Raw genomic sequence first — 16457 nt, forward strand, 5'->3', positions numbered from 1 at the left:
CGTATGAGATTCCATCCCGATGGTCCTTCGATACCAGATATCCTCCTGGAGCGCTGTGATTCTGGCCGCGTGGTATTTCTGTGCGGTGCCGGAGTTTCGTTACCATCTGGTATGCCTACTTTCGTCGGTCTTACTCGTCACGTCATTGAGTTTTTTGACCCGCCAGCCGATTCAGAAATTATGGCCGCGTTTCGGCCATGGCTGAACGATCAGTCTGCTGCGAATGTCCCACTCGACCAAATCTTTAACCTCCTCCACCTTGAATACGGCAAGGATGAAGTTAATGCTTTGGTCACGGAGCGACTAAGCGCCCCTCTAAAAATCAAAGATGTTGGACGTGAACACGATCTGATTAAGCGAATTTCTTCAAGTCAGAGCGGCGTGCCACAGATTGTAACGACGAACTTCGACCGATTGTTTGAGGTCGGGAATGAGGGAGGGCATCTGGTCTGGCATGTGCCGCCTGCGTTTCCAGATCTGAACTTCGGATCGAAGATAGAGGGGATCACGTATCTTCACGGGAGACTGGTGGAGGCAGCCTCTGAAACTCATCCCTATGTGCTTAGCAGCGCAGACTTCGGACGTGCATACCTCTCAGAAGGATGGGCTACCAACTTCATCAGACACCTCCTCGAACGGCATACCGTCGTTTTAGTCGGCTATCAGGCAGAAGACCCGCCTGTCAAATATCTTCTACAGGGCCTTAATCATGACGGTCAGTATGATCGATCTCGACTCTATGCCTTTGACCGTGGGCTCCCAGAGGACATCGAAGCCAAATGGCGTGACAGAGGCGTTACAGCGATAGCCTATTCCGATCACTCGGACTTGTGGACGAGCATGGAAGCTTGGGCAGAGCGAGCCGATGATCCGCGCAGATGGCGTGCATCCGTAATCGCTCAATCCCAGCAGGATCCGAAAGTCCTCTCCCCTCATGTGCGCGGCCAAGTTGCTCATGTCCTTCGCACGGCTCAGGGCGCTAGATTATTCTCGGAAGCTAATCCAACTCCGCATCCTGAATGGGTATGTGTGATGGATGCGTATGTGCGATCGGCTGAACCAGTCCGTGACTACGACGTTGATGCAGAGACCTTTGACCCTCTGGTCGCTTATGGACTTGATGACGATCTGAGCGATATCTCTGATGAAGACCGCAAGCAGGGTGTAAGCAACGACAATCTATTGGTTTGGCGGGAGGAAGACGACAATCCACATACGCTTCATCGGCTCGGTGGGCGCCAAGCAGAAGGTTTTGAGGCAACGCCGGTAAGGCTTGGCCACCTTATCAACTGGGTGAGCAAAGCCATCGACAGCCCTGTGCTGGCCTGGTGGACCATTCGTCAGAACGGTCTGCATCCACGACTTCTGCAACAGTTCGAGTTGCAAGTGGAGCATTCAAAGGCTCTCAACGAACGAGCTCGTCATATCTGGAGCCTCATCCTCGAACATAATCGAGACCCTCGTAATCGTCAGTGGAATGGCGAATGGTTTGACTTGAAGAAACGGATCAATGCAGAGGGATGGACGGCTAGTTCCCTAAGAGAATTCCGGAAGGTTACGACTCCTCGTTTGGAGATCAAGCGACCGATTGGCCTGGCGCAGTGTAAGCCACCGTCAACATCCTGGGGGGACATTCATCTCGGCGACCTCGGTCAGTACGAAGTCATGTTCCTGGATAAGCACAACGAAGATTTAGACATACCCGACGAAGTACTACCACAGGTATTTGGCATCCTGCAGGATCAGCTTACTGTCGCCTCAGGACTATTGGGGGATATCGAGACCATCTACTTCCGTACACCGACTTGCTATCCGGGACGAGAAGTCGAGGGAAAAATGTACATTACGAAAGCCGCGGAGGCGATGGCTTGGTTTGTTGAACTTTTCGATCAGATGATTGCTAAATGGCCGGCACTTGCGATAGCGCATGCGATGACTTGGCCCCCGACGGAGCGTTACTTCTTCCGAAAACTCAAACTCTATGCGTACAGTAAAGTAAACCTCTTCGGGGCCGACTCGGTTGCCGAGCAAGTTTTGTTCTTAGATCAAGAGGCATTCTGGGACATTAATGTGGCCCGAGAGCTTCTTTTCCTACTGGTTGACCGGTGGAAAGAGTTCTCTCAGGTGAGTCGGAATCAACTTATAGACCGTATCTTGACGGGCCCCGACCAGCGTACTCACTGGTCTGACGAAGAGTTCCATGACCTGCGGGATGAGTTCGCCGCAAGATACGCTCGATATCTCGAACTACAAGGTTGTGAACTTACAACCGCTCGCAGCGAACGGCTTGCCGAGATGATCGGAGGTATTCTTGATTGGAGCGACGCTTGGGCGACTTCGACTGTCATCGAGCACGGCTCTCATACCGGCTGGGTCGGTACGGACGAGAAACCAGATGCAGTCTTGGATCTTCCCGTAAACGAGGTGGTCTCCAGGGCAAAGGAAGAGCTGAAGCGTGACTTTGGTAGTTTCACCGAGAAGCGACCCTTTACTGGTTTGGTGAAGGTCAATCCGCGAAAGGCGTTGTCTGCTCTGACGATTGCAGGTAAAGCTGGCGATTACCCAGAAGCTTTCTGGTCCTCCATGATCAATGAGCTTCCTGAAGACACCACAGCCAGGCTGAGACGGGTATTCCTGAACCGAGTAGCACGGCTTCCGCATGCAGTTATCGCCCAACTGAACCACACGTTGGGCCGATGGCTCCAACAGCACCTGGTGGCAATCCTTGAGTTTGATGCCGACCTCGGTTGGGCGGTCTACGATAATATCGTCGAAGGCATCCTGAGCGGTGGAGCAGATGCAGCGAAGAGTGGTCTTGGTGAAACCCGCCAAGGTGGAAAAGTTATCGAACGGTCCTCACGCACATATGGCCATGCGATCAACGGCCCCGTCGGTATGTGTACTGAGGCCCTTTTCCGCGCAGTGCCCAGAGAGAGGCAGGAGGTCGCCGGCTCACTACTTCCAGATCACATCAAGTCTCGTGTCGAACGCCTCTTAGCTGTACCTGGCGAGGGCTCAGATCATGCCGTATCAATAGCGAGCAGGATGCTGAACTGGCTCATGTTCGTAGATCCCGTCTGGACCGGGGAACGACTTGTTCCCATATTGGCGTTCGAACATCCAGCTTCGGAACCAGCATGGAACGGATTTCTTTATAGCGGCCAAGTGCCTCAACGGCCGTTGCGAGAGGTTATCAAACCGCTCCTGCTTCAAGTATTCCCGTGGGTCGAAGGATTTTCATGGGATCGTGACCTCTCAAGAGGAGCCGCCGAATGGCTAGGCTACATGTGCGTATTTCATCCGAATGAGCCTGGCGGCCTTTCACAAGGCGAAATGCGTTCGGTCCTTCGAGCAATGTCTGATGACACTCGGAACCGGTTCATCTTCTGGCTAGGCCAGGTTGGACAAAAAAACGAGGACGGTTGGGCCAAACACGTCATCCCTTTAATCAACAAGGAATGGCCGAGAGAACGCCGATACAGGACCTCAGCATCGATGAGAGCCTGGATAGGCATGCTTGATGACACCGGCGATAGTTTCCCCGCAGTCTATGAAGCGGTGAAGAAATTCTTGGTGGCGGTGGAGACAAATGATCACCCGTTCTACCGGTTCACTCGAGAGTTAAACGATGAAAAGCCGATTACCGTTCTATTCCCTGAAACAACACTGGATTTGATGAATAGAGTTACACCCCAGATTCTCACACGCCCTCCATACGAGTTGCCGAAGGTGCTCACTCTGATCGCGGAAACCCAGCCTGACCTGAAATCGGACTCACGTTATTTACGCCTTGTCGATCTTGTTGAGCGAAGCTAAACCTTGGTCTTTCAGTCGAAAAGTCAGCTGCTATCCTCGGACTTCCCGGGTACCAGACGACTGTTTTTGACTGCACTAGCTCTGGTGGATCGTCCGCTTCTGGCCGTTAGCGGTCAGATTGTTTATCCAACCGGGTGACTTCATCTGGTCGACACCATCACCCAACACGCCGCCTGCGAGGTGGCCCTCGAGCATAAATATGGCTTGCCGAACCGCCCGGCATTGCTGGCCCAACTCATCCAGACCGGTGATCACTTCATGGTCCCCAGCTACATTCCCGCTTGCTGGGCGACTTTACGGCGCTGGCAGGAAGCGCAAATCGAGGGAAGCACGCTGGCGACAAAACGCGAATATGAATGGATCGACAATGCACTGGCACGGATTACCCAACAGTTGCGCGATGAAGAGCGCTACCTGGCGGGACGGGGCGCGCCCAATGGACGTAGCGAAAGATCCGTCAACATTGCGCTGATCCGTGAGGTCGACAAGATGCACAACACGCGCGCGCGCCTGGCCACGCTGCGCAACGCGTCAGTCAGCGAAAAAGACGTCTACGGAAGCTTGGCGGAACAACCCGAACAACTGGCACACAACCTGGCCCGCTGGCAGGCACACCCGGAAAACCGAGTGGCCGAGCAACTGGCGATGGCGCCGGCCATGGATGACGACAGTGAATTGATCCGTGGTGCTCACGGGTATGCGATCGGTAAACCCTATACGCTGGATCTTGATTCCATCATCTGATCGACGCGGCGTTCTTCACGCCTTCAGGTCAGGATGTACCGTGCTGCCGCCTTCGCGAGCAGGCTCGCTCACACTGGGGTTGGTTGTGGGCGCTCATTCTGTGATCACCTCAGGAGGGTCAACGAAGCTCAACCTGTGGCGAGGGCGCTTGCTCCCGCTGGGCGGCACTGTAGGAGCTGTCGAGCGAAGCGAGGCTGCGATCTTTCCCCCTGGCATGTTGAGTCTCAAGCGAAAGATCAAAAGATCGCAGGCTTCGCCAGCTCCTACAGAACCGAGCGGGAGCAATCTCTGGCCACGAATTCCGGGACAATTTGGAGCCTTGTTTATTCTCCCTCCGCAAAGCTTCCACCCAGCTACACATCCTTGCGCCATTGCCTACAACTACGCCAGAATCCGCCCGCTTGTGCGCCTTGCCTCCGGGTTCTATCGTTTCCCTGCCACTGCCCATCAGTGGTCGGGTTTAGTAGCCCGAGGTAGTGTCAGTAGGATGCATGAGCTCTCCATCCAAGCAGGTTCCTAACCTGTCCTTGATGGTGGCTGTGCGCAGGGCGCTTCGGCGCGCCGGCAATGCTGATCTCCCCGGTCTACTAACCTGCGTACAGCCGCCACCCTTCTTTTAGTAGGGAAGAGGTTGCGGCTTAACCATGGAGTATCAGCACATGTTCAAGCCTACACCGAATCCCCCCGAAGCAGATCGCACCTCTGCGTCCGCTCAACCCAAGACGAAGAAACAAGACGACGCAGAAAAGCGCGCCTTGGATTACTACCTGCTACCGAAACCGGAAAAATCCGAAGATACGTCCAAACCAGACCAGCTCTTCACCGTGAAAAAAAACGCCGACAACGAATGCCTGCTCGCCAACCTCAGCGAAAACCTGGCATCCGCCGACGCGATGATCAGCAACCTGGCCTTCGACCTGGAAGGCCCCCGCCGCCATATCGCCCTTGGCATCCAGCAATTGATCGAACTGAGTTCAATGCTGGCCAGCCGTGTGCTGGATAACGTCGATCCGCGCTAGCCGCTACACCACCAACCCCGTGGCGAGGGAGCTTGCTCCCGCTGGGTGGAACTGTAGGAGCTGTCGAGCGAAGCGAGGCTGCGATCTTTCCCCAGGCATTTTGGGTCTGAAACGAAAGATCAAAAGATCGCAGGCTTCGCCAGCTCCTACAGGACCGGGCGGGAGCAAGCTCCCTCGCCACGGATCGCGTACATCTTGGGCCCAGGTGTAACGTTCCGCCGCCTCGCGAGCAGGCTCGCTCCCACAGGCACTTTCTGCCCCACCCCCGCGCACGCCCGCGCCAACAAGGGGCGATTTACGGTCAAACTTATTGGCCATTTCGATCCCCTTTTGGCCTCTCCTGCCGTTCTCTGAAACGCTGCGTGCCGCAAGACTGTGTTCACACCGATCAGCCTTAGCGGAGAACAAAAATGCTGACGATCTACTCAGACGATCACCACCTGCACCACGGGCGCTGCGAGTTGATGGACGGGCAACTGATGCCCTGCTTCGAGATGCCGTCCCGGGCCGATCATGTGTTGGAGCGGGTCAAGGCGCGGGCGCTGGGGTCGGTGGAGGCGCCGCAGGATTTTGGCCTGGGGCCGATCCAGCGTATCCACAGTGCGGCGTACCTGGAGTTTTTCAAAGGCGCCTGGGACCGTTGGGCCAAGTACCACCGCGACGGTGATTTGTTGCCCTACACCTGGCCGGCGCGGACCTTTCGCACGATCATTCCCACCAGCCTGCACGGCCAATTGGGTTATTACAGTTTCGACGCCGGCGCGCCGATTACCGCTGGTACTTGGCAGGCGGCCTACAGCGCCGCGCAAGTGGCCCTCACCGCCCAAGCGGACATCCAGCGCGGTGCGCGCAGTGCCTTTGCCTTGTGCCGCCCACCGGGACACCACGCCGCCAGCGATTTGATGGGCGGTTATTGCTACCTCAACAACGCTGCCATCGCCGCCCAGGCCTTTCTCGACCAAGGCCATGAGAAGGTCGCGATCCTGGATGTGGATTACCACCACGGCAACGGCACCCAATCGATTTTCTATGAACGCAGCGACGTGTTGTTCGCGTCGATCCACGGCCATCCGGAGGCGGAATTTCCGTTTTTCCTGGGCTATGCCGATGAGCATGGCGAGGGCGCCGGTGAGGGCTTCAACTTCAACTACCCTTTGCCAGCAGGCTCAGGCTGGGACACCTGGAGCGCGGCGCTGGAGCAGGCGTGCGGGCAAATCCGGGGTTACGACGCCGATGTCATCGTCGTGTCCCTGGGTGTGGACACGTTCAAGGACGACCCCATCTCGCAATTCAAGCTCGACAGCCCGGATTACCTGGCGATGGGCAAGCGCATCGCGGCGCTCGGCAAGCCGACGCTGTTCGTGATGGAAGGCGGCTACGCGGTGGCAGAAATCGGCATCAATGCCGTGAACGTTCTTGAAGGTTTCCAAAGCGCCCCATGAGGAATAACAGCATGAACAGACTCAAGCGTTTAATGGCTCCAGCCATGTGCGCCGCGCTGCTTTGCGGCGCGGTCCAGGCCGAGGAGCGCACCTTGCGCGTCTACAACTGGTTCGACTACATCACGCCCAAGGCCCTGGACGATTTCAAGGCGCAGAACAGCCAGGTCAAGCTGGTCTATGACATCTTCGACACCAACGAGGCTCTGGAGGCCAAGCTGCTGACCGGCAACTCCGGCTATGACGTGGTGGTGCCGTCCAACGTGTTCCTGGCCAAGCAGATCGAAGCCGGCGTGTTCCAGCCCCTGGACCGCAGCAAGCTGCCGAACTGGAACCACCTCGATCCCAAGCTGATGAAACTGATCGAAGCCAACGACCCGGGCAACAAGTTCGCCGTGCCCTACATGTACGGCACCATCCTGATCGGCTTCAACCCGGACAAGATCAAGGCCGCCCTGGGCGACAATGCACCGGTGGACAGTTGGGACCTGATCTTCAAGGAAGAGAACATCAGCAAGCTCAAGCAGTGCGGCGTGGCGCTGCTCGATTCGCCGTCGGAGATCCTGCCCCTGGCCTTGCAGCACCTGGGCCTGGACCCCAACAGCAAGAAGCCGGCGGACTACGCCAAGGCCCAAGCGCTGATGATGAAGGTGCGCCCGTACATCACCTATTTCCACTCGTCCAAGTACATGGCCGACATCGCCAACGGTGATATCTGCGTGGCGGTGGGCTACTCCGGCAGCTTCTCCCAGGCGGCCAACCGGGCCAAGGAAGCCAAGAACGGTGTGACGGTGGACATGCGCCTGCCCAAGGAAGGCGCGCCGATCTGGTTCGACATGCTCGCCATCCCCAAAGGCGCGAAAAACCCGGACGACGCCTACACCTTCATCAACTACTTGCTGCAACCCCAGGTGATTGCGCCGGTCAGCGATTTTGTCGGCTATCCGAACCCGAACAAGGACGCGACCGAGATGGTCGACCCGGCGATCCGCGGCAACCCCAACCTGTACCCGACCGCCGCGGCCATGACCACGCTCTACACCCTGCAACCCTTGCCCAGGGATGCCGAGCGCGCGCGCACGCGGGCCTGGACCCGGATCAAATCCGGCCAGTAAAGGCTGTTGGGGGAAAAGGCCATTGTGGGAGCAAGCTTTGCTCCCACCAGCGTATACATAGTTACCACCTGCCCCGTTCCTGGCCTCTCTAGCATGAAAGGCCCGAAGCATCCGGCTTCGGGTTTTTCATGTATCTCGAGACAGGGACACTCAGATGACGACACCAGACCCTACCGACACGCCCCCTTCATCCGACACAAACATCAAGGGCGCGCTGCTCAACCAATTGCTCGCGGGCCCCAGCTACCCGGAAGTCGCCGCCGCACTCCTGCGGGATGCGCTCAAGGAGCTTTACCCCACCCTGGACATCGATCCCTATACCACCGTCGTCGGCGAACCGGCCTGGGACATTGTCGGCGGCGAATTGATCGAGCGCCCCACCCGCTATCAATCGCTCTGCGACCTGCTCGTCCTGCAATCGGACCGAAGCAAACCCACCTTGCTGGTTGATGGCCTGCACTACCTGACCCAACTACCGCTCACCGTGCCCGAAGTGCATTTGCCGGTGCGTATCGACCAGATCGGACGTTTGATCAACGAGCTGGCCCCGGCCATGTTGCAGGCCAACCAGGAGCAGCAGTTGGCTTACTGGAACGCTCCATTCGGCAGTTATGGTCCGCGTTGGCATGAGCTCTCCAGCACGCTGCGCAAGCTCTGGGACGTCAAGCAGGTCAAGGGCTGGACGGCGACGGAATGCGACATGGCCAGGCAGTTGTTTCTCTACCCCGACCCGCAAGACCGCAACGACAAATATGACAGCCACGCGTATCTGATCGACATCGAGCGGGTCAACGGCGACCAGGCAAACCAAATCGCTGAGAATTCTCTGGTGGTGCTGATCGGTTCGATCGACAACAAGGAAGTCATCCTTGCCCATTCATTGGTCAACGGTTATGAGAAGTTCGAGTCCCGACAGGCATTGGGACAATCCCTTACAGCTCATCTGGGCTCCTTTAGCCGGCCCTCGACAATCCGATGGCGACTCTATGAGCCCAGCGGCAACATTTTCGACAGCAAGGCCTGCGGGATCATCGCCATACAGGTGAAAATCGTCGGCACTCCCCTTATCAAGCAACATTCGACCTCCTCAGTAAACGAACCACCCACCAGCGGACTGAGCACCGGGCCTGGCGAAGACTGGTTTCAAGAACAGTTACCCGAGTGGCTACAGGCCGCACCGGTACCCGACCAGATCCTGTTTGCCCAATACATGAAGAACCTGTCGGCGCTGAGCATCTCCCACGTTGGCAAAACCTACTTGGACGATATCCCCCCCATCAAGGAATATGCGGCGCGTGCCTTGAAGACGCAGATGCGCGCCGATCACGCCGACGCCTCGACGCTGGACCCGGAAAAAATCGAAATTGAAATAGAAAGCCTGGTTGTCTGGGGGACTTTCGTCGTTCCCTTCGAGTTGGACAGTACTCGGTTCAACCTCGTCGAACTGGCACTGCAAAACCTGATTGCCGTTCCATCGGGCAACAAGACCGTCAGGTCCCTCGACGGGGCCGAGCTGCCCGAGTGGATGACTGTCGATTACGTAGAAAAACTCATCACCCAAGTCGATATCGGACGCGTTTATCCCGAGCTGATCAAGCGCAGACTGCTCGATGACCCGGCAGAATCGGCCCGCCGCGAAACCTTGTACATCTCGCAATTACGCATACAGCTGCCCTTGCTCGCGCTGGAGGGAAAACTGCGTGGGGTAGGCAATATCGATGAGCGCGGATGTCGCTATGTCGCCGCACTGATGGAACCTGAGGAAGCCGACCGCAAAGTGGACGGGCAAGCGGTCGTGCTGCGCAAACTGGCCTTCGTGCCCGAACTGCAGCTGGGGGTTTCCCAGGATATCGTTGCCAATATGTTCGTGATCGGCCCACAGACGCTGGGTGCCGGTCCTTGCCTGCTTTATCGTCCGTTGTTGGAACCACAGCTTTGGCAGTTCCCCTCTTTCAGCAACTTGTTGTATGCGATCCGGCAAACCGACGCCTTGCGCCAGTCAGTACTCGCCTGGCTGCCTGACGGCGTCCGGGAAACCTACAGCCGTGACGTATTCCCCGGCGCACTCCCGTCCCCTTGGACCGTGGTGGAATTCCTTGCCGACCCGCTGTCGTCGCTGGTCAACAATGGCCCCATCAGTCTGAGCGAGGAAACCCTGGGGGGCGATTTCCTGCCACTGTTATACAAAGCCAATGCCAACGCCTTGGTCACGCTTGCCGACCATCAGTCGGTCTCCAATAGTGAAAGCCGGTGGGCAACGTTCAAGCAAGCGGGTTGGCTGATTCTCAACTTGGCGCTGCCCTATCTCGGCACCACGGCGAACACCGCGACCTGGCTCTGGCAAATTCTCAACGACCTCGAACAATTGACGCAAAGCGACGAGGCCCCCGACCGGAACACCAAATGGGAAGTTTTCGTTGATCTACTGCTGAACGTGGCATTAGGCATCATCAATTACACCAGCGAGCGCAACAGGGCAGGTCAACGCAAACTGGCAACAGAAGCCCCGGAAATTGCCCCTGAGCCCAGCCTGCCCCTGCCCAAGCCCGAATTGACTATCGAGACGCTCGCTCCGCTCACCGAAACCGCATCGGCGCAAGAGCACTACAGGGTCATCCATACCAGCGGCGCCCTGATGGGCAAATCGAGCAAAGACGTCAAGCGCCTCGAGAGCTTCAGCATCGACGCGCCCAGCGACCTCGGAGAACCCGAAACCGAAGGCACACTCAAGGGGCTCTATGAGCAAGATGGGAACTGGTACGCGAAGATGGCTGGAGAATGGTTCGAGGTGTCCGTAGAAGGTGACCAAATCTCCATTGTCCGCGGCACGCACACCGGCCCACCGCTGGTCCATGACGACCATGGCCAATGGATAGTCGATAGCCGCTTGCGTTTACGCGGCAGCGGATCAAAAGGCGCCAGGCGCAAGGTGATCGTCGACGCACAACGCCGCAACATTGAATTGCTTGCCCAACTCAACCAGTTTGAGGAAAAGAAACCGCAGATGCAGAAGCTGTTGACCATGCAAGCGCAGGAAATGAAGCAGGCTTCGGGTTCAACCAAAGACACCAAGCGCGAGGCCTATTTGACGACCTTGCAGTCACAGCGGGAAAACTACGAGCAAGCACTCAAGACCCTGCTTGAGTGGCCGGTCTTCCAGGCCCGGCCCGAATGTCCTCGTATCAGCCTTGGCTATCTCAACGCGCAAATCAACTTCACCTTCGCAGAAATGGACGCGTTGCGAGAGCGCTTCAGCCCGGCCCTGAGCGAGGCCATGCGCATGATCACAGCCAAGGTCAAGACATCTGAGCAGCAGCATGTCGATGCGGCCAACAACATGATCAGCACCGCCGAAGACATGATCGAGCGCCTGGACTATATGGAAACGCGCTTTTCCAAGCTCAAGGAACTCGGGCGCGAAGGCTTTGAGTTTGTCCGGCAGCACCGTGGAAAAATGCCTGTCTATAAAAGCGACGATCTGTGGCTTATCCAGATAGAGATGTATCGCCATCTCTGCCTGTCCCTGGAAAGTGTCAACACGATGCCTGAGGGCTGGTTGGAAATTAACCAGTTGGTCGACAACGCCACAGTGGCTTTCCAGAGCCTGCGGGACGCCATCGATGAGCGAAGCGTGATCCGGCTGGACGAGCAAATCGACGCGATTGGCAGCCTGACGGAACAGTTCGCCGCCATTGAAGAGCATCTCGATTACCTGGGCAGCGAATACAAGGACAGCGCCAACCCCGAGCACATCCAGCGCATGCTCAAGCTGGTCGGTAAATGTAAAAAACGGGCATTGCAGCATCTGGCACAGGCACTCGATGAGCGAGGCAGCCGACGCAGGGCTGACAGCCCCTATGAGCAACGCCCACGAACCCGGAAAAAATTCATCAGGGCCCGCTTCTGGGGCTTCGTCAGCGGCGAGCCTCGGTTATCCGGGCTGCGCGAAGAAACGGACTGGGTGGACGTGAAGAATCCGTTCTCGGACGAAATCATCGTCACGTTCCACCGCAAGAAAACCGGCGAATGGGCCCCTCATGAGCCATCCACCCCCCCATCGTTGGCGATACCCGCGCTGCAAACGAGCATTCGCAAAGGCCAGGCCCTGATCGATGGCCTGGCTGACTTCAAGGCGCAAATCGAACGCGACCTGAAGCAGCCCAACCGAACGCCTGCCGGTATTGCCATGATCATGAACGCGCATGCCAGCAGGATGGCGAAAGTCGGCATCGCGCTCAAAGCGGCCCTTGATCAGGCACTGAGCGTTGTCACAAACGAAACGATCGAACTGTCACCGCAAGAACAGCGTTCGGTCGATGCCCTGCGATTGCAGCTCAAGAAAGAATCGATGGCACTGTACGCGCAGGAGTTCGAGACCGTCCTGAACATCATCAAGCAGAGCCCGCCCACCATGACTGGCGTTATCTGGCTAAAAGACCGAAATCGAATTTCCATCGCCAAGCGGAAAAATCGACAGCGGATCAAGACGCCAACACAGGGCTATCTCGATCGTTATGAGATCACCGACAAAAAGACCGGCAAACCGCTCTGGTTCGCGGATTTTCTTTACTCCACCAACTGGGTGCCTGCCCGGACGTTCCTTTCGGCACGCCTGAAAACGGTCGAGCAAATCAATGCTGGAATGACCGAGCGTTCCACCCGGAGCTTGAGCCAACGTCAGTTGATCGATCATTACCGTAGCGAAATCGCCGTGGATCAGGCCCAGCAGGTGTTTTTTCCAAAAGAACGGCCTTGAAACGGACTGATACGGCTGTGAGGCCTCAGACTTTCCAGGCCTTGGACAGGTTCGCCAGCGCGGTGTCAATCGCCGCTGGCGCAACCGCCGCAAACCCCAAAACCAGACCGGCACGCGCCTGCGAGGGTGTAGTGGGCAGCCAGTAGCCGCTCAGGCCGTTGATCTCAACCCCAACGCTCGTCGCCTGAGCGATCAGCTCGTGCTCACGCTCGATACTCGCCACAGGCACCGTGACATGCAGCCCGGCTACCACCGTGGGCATGGTCCCCAAACCCGCAACGGCCTTGGGCCAGCCTGCCAGCAACGCATCACGCCGAGCCAGCGCCGCCCTGCGCATGCGCCGGATATGCCGCTGGAAATGCCCCGCAGCCATGAACTCGGCCATGACGGCCTGGGTACTGACTTCGGAGTGGCGCACGTCCACGGCGCGCCGTCGGGCGAAGGCGTTGACCAGGCCGGGTGGCAGCACCAGGTAACCCAGGCGCAGGGCCGGGAACGCCACTTTGCCGAACGTGCCGACGTAAAGCACCCGCCCGTGACGATCCAGTGCAGCCAACGGCGCCAGTGGCGCGCCGCTGTAGCGGTACTCGCCATCGTAGTCATCCTCGACGATCCAACCCTCGTTGCGTTCGGCCCAAGCTAACAACTCCAGCCGCCGTGGCAGGCTCATGACCACCCCGGTCGGGTATTGATGGGACGGGGTGACATAGGCCAGCCGACAGTGGCTCAACGCACCGAGCGCGGCGCAATCCAAGCCATCGCCATCCACCGGCACGCCCCTGACGTCGGCACCGGCAACGGCGAATGCATGCCCAGCGGCGCGATAGCCGGGATTTTCCACCGCCACGACGTCGCCCGGATCCACCAACAGCTGTGCACAAAGGCTGATGCCCTGCTGTGCGCCACTGGTGATCACAATTTGTTCAGCCGTGCAGTGCAGCCCCCGGGAGCTGCGCAAGTACGCCGCGATCAGCCCGCGCAAGCGCGCATCCCCTTGGGAATCGCCATAACACAGTTGCTGCAGATCCGGCTTGCGCCAGAAAGCCGCATTCAGCTTGGCCCAGACGTCGAAAGGGAACAGATCGAAAGCCGGCACACCGACCCTGAACGCTCGTGGCGGGCCACTGGGCGGCTGGGCCAAATGGTGTTTTTCGACACGGTTCAACGCGTCACTGTGGATAACTTTACTGGATGGACCCACAGGTAAATCGAGCCAATCTGTGGATAAGGTTGTGGATAACCCTGTTGAAAACCCTGTGGATACTTTTGTGGATATGTTTTTCAGCGGCAACGTCGTCGAGGACAGTTTCGCCACATACGTACCGTCACCGACCCGCCCTTCGATGAAACCCTCGGCGTAGAGCTGGTCGTAGGCCCGCACCACACTATTGCGCGAAATCGACAAGGCCGCCGCCAGGTCTCGGCTGGCCGGCAGGCGCGTGCCGCTGGCCAGGCGTCCGTCCAGCACCCGGGCTCGCAACGCCTGGTACAGCTGGCGGCTGAGCCCTTGGCGACGGTCCAGCTCGATGCCTGCGGGATTGAACGACAGTGGTGGCGCGGCGTTGTGCATGACAGCCCTCACGAATGGACCTATCGAATTGGCCGAAAGTGGCTCTTACAACAGACCAATAGCCTGCCTAGGATGCTCGCATTCGCCAAGGAAAATCATCATGTACAACCCCAAAGCCTTTGCCGTCGAAGACCTGTCCCAGTTGCACCAGATGATGGACGATTGCCGCCTGGCCGTATTGGTCACCCAGGGTGAACACGGTCTGCAGGCCAGTCATCTGCCACTGTTGCTGGACACGCAACAAGGGCCGAACGGAAGCCTCTACGGCCACATGGCCCGGGCCAATCCACAATGGCGCGACCTGCAAGCCGGTGCCGAAGCCTTGGTGATCTTCGCCGGGGCCGATGCCTACGTCAGCCCAGGGTTGTACCCCAGCAAGGCCGAACACGGCAAAGTCGTGCCGACCTGGAACTACGTGGCCGTACACGCCTATGGCAGCGCCGAGGTGTTCAGCGACGCGCATCGCCTGCGCAACCTGGTGAGCGCCCTCACCGACCGCCACGAAACCGCTCGCGAGCAGCCGTGGAAGATCGATGATGCGCCGCCCGAGTACATCGACAGCATGCTCAAGGCCATCGTCGGCTTCGCCCTGCCCATCCAACGCCTGGAAGGCAAGCGCAAGCTCAGCCAGAACCGAAGCCCGGCGGACGCCGCCAGCGTACGCAACGGCCTCGCCGCCAGCCCCGCCTCGCAGGACCGGGCGCTCGCCCACCTGATGCCTGAACAATCGTCCAAGGAGTGAACATGAGCCAACCTCAAATCCGTCTCGTCAGCGCCGACGATCACGCCGCCTGGCTGCCGCTGTGGCAAGCCTACCTGCGGTTCTATAAGACCGAATTGCCGGACGCCGTCAGCCAAAGCACCTGGCAACGCTTGCTCGATGAGCGTGAACCGACCCATGCTGCCCTCGCCTGGAAGGGCGACACGGCGGTGGGCCTGGTGCACTTCATCTATCACCGTTCGAACTGGAGCATCGAGAATTCCTGCTACCTGCAAGACCTGCTGGTGACGGAACAGAACCGTGGCACTGGCGTGGGTCGCCAGCTCATCGAATTCGTCTACGCCACCGCCAAGGCCGATGGTTGCTGCAAGGTGCACTGGTTGACCCACGAAACCAACGCCACGGCGATCCAGCTGTACGAGCGCATCGCCGAGCGCCCAGGCTTCATTCAATTTCGCAAAGCCCTTTAAGGAGCGCAGCATGTCGACTTCACTCGCCGATTGGAAAGGTGTCCCGGCGCCCTCTGCACAGTTGCTCGAAGGGCGTTTCATCCGCCTGGAGAAACTCGATCCGGCGCGCCATGCCGATGGCCTCTGGCAAGCCCTCGAAGGCCCCGGTGCCGACCCGAAACTCTGGGATTACTTGCCCTATGGCCCGTTCAAGGATCGCGGCGCGTTCGACGCCTGGCTGAACAACCATGCGGCCAACACCGACCCGTATTTCTTCAGCGTGATCGACCGTGCCAGCGGCGAGGTGCAGGGCATTCTCAGCCTGATGTCCATCGTGCCGGCCCAGGGTCGCATCGAGATCGGCCACGTGACCTTCGGCGCACCGATGCAGCGTTCGCCGAAAAGCACCGAGGCGGTTTATCTGCTGGCCAAGGAGTCTTTTGCCCTGGGTTATCGCCGGCTGGAATGGAAGTGCAACAACGCCAATGCCCGCTCCAAATACGCCGCCGAGCGGTTGGGGTTCACGTTCGAAGGGGTGTTTCGCCAGCACATGGTGGTCAAGGGCCAGAACCGCGACACCGCGTGGTACTCGATACTGGACTCGGAATGGCCGGCGATTGCCGCGGGCTTCGAGCGCTGGTTGAGCGAGGACAATCAGCGCGAGGGTGGACAGGTGCGAGGGTTGGTGGAGTGTCGGGCATAGGTATCGGTGCCTGACGCTCCGCCATCGCAAGCAAGCCCGCTCCCACGGGGGATCTGTTGTGGACCTGGATTCATTGGTCATCGCAGATTGACTGTGGGAGCGAGTTTGCTCGCGATGGCGATCGA

The 16457-nt window shown here is 58.4% G+C and carries 10 protein-coding genes; 9 read left to right on the forward strand and 1 reads right to left on the reverse strand.

From position 1 onward, the window contains the following. Window positions 1-3 precede the first annotated feature (3 nt). The 6 genes from GFU70_RS28225 (at window position 4) to GFU70_RS28250 (ending at window position 12889) form a co-directional block, all read left to right on the forward strand. Window positions 4-3816 (forward strand): SIR2 family protein, encoded by a 3813-nt coding sequence (locus tag GFU70_RS28225; protein WP_153389113.1) that lies wholly within the window; start codon window positions 4-6, stop codon window positions 3814-3816. 180 nt (window positions 3817-3996) lie between these two features. Then, complete coding sequence (locus GFU70_RS28230) at window positions 3997-4560, forward strand: hypothetical protein (RefSeq protein WP_193034268.1); 564 nt, start codon at window positions 3997-3999, stop codon at window positions 4558-4560. 659 nt (window positions 4561-5219) lie between these two features. Continuing rightward, window positions 5220-5579, forward strand: coding sequence for a DUF6124 family protein (locus GFU70_RS28235; RefSeq protein WP_153389114.1), 360 nt, complete (start codon window positions 5220-5222; stop codon window positions 5577-5579). Window positions 5580-5989: 410 nt separating this feature from the next. After that, on the forward strand, window positions 5990-7021 hold the full coding sequence (locus GFU70_RS28240) for a histone deacetylase family protein (protein WP_153389115.1): 1032 nt from the start codon (window positions 5990-5992) through the stop codon (window positions 7019-7021). Window positions 7022-7032: 11 nt separating this feature from the next. Beyond that, window positions 7033-8133 (forward strand): polyamine ABC transporter substrate-binding protein, encoded by a 1101-nt coding sequence (locus GFU70_RS28245; RefSeq protein WP_058544339.1) that lies wholly within the window; start codon window positions 7033-7035, stop codon window positions 8131-8133. A 154-nt stretch (window positions 8134-8287) separates the two neighbouring features. Further along, window positions 8288-12889: a dermonecrotic toxin domain-containing protein gene (locus GFU70_RS28250; RefSeq protein ID WP_153389116.1), complete on the forward strand. Its 4602-nt coding sequence runs from the start codon at window positions 8288-8290 to the stop codon at window positions 12887-12889. A 25-nt stretch (window positions 12890-12914) separates the two neighbouring features. Here GFU70_RS28250 and GFU70_RS28255 read toward each other — a convergent pair whose 3' ends face one another. After that, on the reverse strand, window positions 12915-14459 hold the full coding sequence (locus GFU70_RS28255; RefSeq protein ID WP_153389117.1) for a PLP-dependent aminotransferase family protein: 1545 nt from the start codon (window positions 14457-14459) through the stop codon (window positions 12915-12917). 100 nt (window positions 14460-14559) lie between these two features. On the opposite strand from GFU70_RS28255, the gene GFU70_RS28260 reads away from it, so the two are divergent. Genes GFU70_RS28260 through GFU70_RS28270 form a run of 3 tightly spaced genes read left to right on the forward strand, consistent with a single transcriptional unit; the run spans window position 14560 to window position 16332 of the window. After that, window positions 14560-15201: an FMN-binding negative transcriptional regulator gene (locus tag GFU70_RS28260; protein ID WP_153389118.1), complete on the forward strand. Its 642-nt coding sequence runs from the start codon at window positions 14560-14562 to the stop codon at window positions 15199-15201. Between the two features lie 2 nt (window positions 15202-15203). Beyond that, the gene (locus tag GFU70_RS28265) at window positions 15204-15650 is read left to right on the forward strand and encodes a GNAT family N-acetyltransferase (RefSeq protein ID WP_153389119.1); all 447 of its coding nucleotides are present in this window, start codon (window positions 15204-15206) and stop codon (window positions 15648-15650) included. A 10-nt stretch (window positions 15651-15660) separates the two neighbouring features. Continuing rightward, window positions 15661-16332, forward strand: coding sequence for a GNAT family N-acetyltransferase (locus GFU70_RS28270; RefSeq protein WP_153389120.1), 672 nt, complete (start codon window positions 15661-15663; stop codon window positions 16330-16332). Window positions 16333-16457: the final 125 nt, after the last annotated feature.

The organism is Pseudomonas brassicacearum, assembly GCF_009601685.2.
Taxonomy (GTDB): domain Bacteria; phylum Pseudomonadota; class Gammaproteobacteria; order Pseudomonadales; family Pseudomonadaceae; genus Aquipseudomonas; species Aquipseudomonas kilonensis_B.

Excerpts from the sequence above, each read along its gene's own strand:
- GFU70_RS28225 (WP_153389113.1), top strand. The coding sequence starts at position 4 with ATGAGATTCCATCCCGATGGTCCTTCGATACCAGATATCCTCCTGGAG.
- GFU70_RS28240 (WP_153389115.1), top strand. The coding sequence starts at position 5,990 with ATGCTGACGATCTACTCAGACGATCACCACCTGCACCACGGGCGCTGC.
- GFU70_RS28235 (WP_153389114.1), top strand. The coding sequence starts at position 5,220 with ATGTTCAAGCCTACACCGAATCCCCCCGAAGCAGATCGCACCTCTGCG.
- GFU70_RS28270 (WP_153389120.1), top strand. The coding sequence starts at position 15,661 with ATGTCGACTTCACTCGCCGATTGGAAAGGTGTCCCGGCGCCCTCTGCA.
- GFU70_RS28250 (WP_153389116.1), top strand. The coding sequence starts at position 8,288 with ATGACGACACCAGACCCTACCGACACGCCCCCTTCATCCGACACAAAC.
- GFU70_RS28245 (WP_058544339.1), top strand. The coding sequence starts at position 7,033 with ATGAACAGACTCAAGCGTTTAATGGCTCCAGCCATGTGCGCCGCGCTG.
- GFU70_RS28265 (WP_153389119.1), top strand. The coding sequence starts at position 15,204 with ATGAGCCAACCTCAAATCCGTCTCGTCAGCGCCGACGATCACGCCGCC.
- GFU70_RS28260 (WP_153389118.1), top strand. The coding sequence starts at position 14,560 with ATGTACAACCCCAAAGCCTTTGCCGTCGAAGACCTGTCCCAGTTGCAC.
- GFU70_RS28255 (WP_153389117.1), bottom strand. The coding sequence starts at position 14,459 with ATGCACAACGCCGCGCCACCACTGTCGTTCAATCCCGCAGGCATCGAG.